Source organism: uncultured Campylobacter sp. (genome assembly GCF_937890585.1).
GTDB lineage: Bacteria > Campylobacterota > Campylobacteria > Campylobacterales > Campylobacteraceae > Campylobacter_A.
Genome location: NZ_CALACG010000364.1, coordinates 1 through 1,868, shown reverse-complemented (window position 1 = coordinate 1,868; position 1,868 = coordinate 1). Strand labels below are relative to the sequence as shown.

Annotated in this window: 3 protein-coding genes; all 3 read left to right on the top strand. The window is 44.7% G+C overall.

All coding sequences use genetic code 11. The features are described from left to right. Positions 1-717 (top strand): ATP-dependent sacrificial sulfur transferase LarE (larE, locus tag Q0296_RS10880; RefSeq protein ID WP_298040498.1); only part of this gene is annotated, 717 nt, incomplete at its 5' end. Further along, entirely contained in the window at positions 714-1,460 is a 747-nt protein-coding gene (gene larB / locus Q0296_RS10875) for a nickel pincer cofactor biosynthesis protein LarB (RefSeq protein WP_298040496.1), read from the top strand. The genes larE and larB, both read left to right, overlap by 4 nt. A 52-nt stretch (positions 1,461-1,512) precedes the next feature. Beyond that, the coding region (locus Q0296_RS10870; protein WP_298040494.1) for a DUF2809 domain-containing protein at positions 1,513-1,868 on the top strand (356 nt) is incomplete at its 3' end.

Below are 1,868 nucleotides of genomic sequence, written 5' to 3'. Positions count from 1 at the left end.
GCATTTAGCGGCGGCGTGGATAGCTCGCTACTGCTAAAGGTCGCTGCGGACGTACTTGGCAAAAATGCACTAGCACTCACGGTAAAATCGCCATATATGTCTTTGCGCGAGATAGATGAGGCGGTAAAATTTGCTAAATTTTATGGTATCAGGCACGAGATATTTGAGGTAGGCATTGCCGATGAGATAAAGTTCAATCCGCAAAATCGCTGTTATCTTTGCAAAAAAACAGTTTTTTCAAGGCTTTTTGCTCGTGCAAAAGAGCTTGGATTTACAAATTTGGCAGACGGCACAAACAAAGACGATCTTGGCGAATATCGCCCAGGGCTTAAGGCAAAAGAGGAGCTTGGTGTGCTTTCGCCTCTAATAAATTTACGCAAATTTGAGATCCGCGAGCTTTCGCATGAGCTAAATTTAAAAACAGCCGATAAGCCAAGCTATGCATGCTTGCTAACGCGTTTGCCACATGAAAAAGAGATAAGTATTAGCGATCTAAATTTAGTAGAGGCAGCTGAAAATTTACTGATAAAAAGCGGCTACGCAAATGTGCGAGCAAGGCTTGATGATAGAAAAATGAAGCTGCAAATGCCATTTTCTAGCATGCAAAGCTTTTTGAGCGACGTGAAATTTAAGTCTATCGTTAAAGAGCTAGTCGCACTTGGCGCGGCAGAGGTGACGCTTGATCTAAAGGGGCTTAGAGAGGATGTTTTGGTATGAGCGAGGCTGAAATTTTAGAATTTATCGCTGGTATAAAAAACGACAAGATGAGCGAGCAAGATGCGCTAAAGTATCTAAAAAACTACCCATTTAACGACATCGGATGCGCCAAGATCGACACTCAGCGCGCTTTGCGAAATGGCACTGGCGAGGTGATATACGGGGCAAATAAAACAGATGATGAAATTTTACAAATCGCTAGTGCGATCGGCGAAAAAAATGAAAATATCCTGATCACAAGAACAAATGAGAGTGTTTTTAAACGCATGCGTGAGATCTTTCCGCAGGCAAATTTTAACGCTCGTGGTAGTGTGATCAGTGTCAAATTTCAAGAGCCTGCGCCTACAAAAAGCTACATAGCTATCGTCTCTGCTGGCACTGCCGATGGCGCAGTCGTGGAGGAGGCTTATGAGACGGCAAAATTCTTAGGCAATGACGTGAGAAAATTTACCGATGTCGGCGTGGCAGGGCTACATAGGCTGGTCGCAAAGCTTGATGAGATACGCGGCGCAAAGGTCGTGATCGCCGTTGCTGGCATGGAGGGCGCGCTAGCTAGCGTGCTAGCTGGACTTGTAAGCTCTCCAGTGATCGCAGTGCCTACTAGCGTGGGATATGGGGCAAATTTTGGAGGATTAGCGGCACTGCTAGCCATGCTAAATAGCTGTGCAAATGGCATAAGTGTCGTAAATATCGACAACGGCTTCGGTGCTGCATATAACGCAAGCCTGATAAATCACCTCTAAATTTATGCTTGCTTTGCGGTGGATAAATGAGCTAAATTTTAAGGAAAAAGCGTTGCAAGAGGAAAATTTAAACGAGCAAAGACTGCAAACAAGACAAAGCGTGCGAACGAGGCTAGCGTTTTTGGCCGTGGCAGTCCTGATTTTAGCGGTCGAAATTTACATCGCAGTTTGCGTAAAGGGTGGCTTTGTGCGTCACTACCTCGGCGACGTTTTGGCTGTTATCTTGCTTTATGCGTTTGTGAGAGCTATATTTAGTGTGACGCCGTCAAATTTAGCGCTTAAAATTTTTGCCTTTGCGGCGGCTTTGGAGCTTGCGCAGTATTTTGGCGCCGTACAAATTTTAGGCATAGAAAATAAAATTTTAAAAGTAATGATCGGCGGGACGTTTGATCTTACTGATCTGCTCTG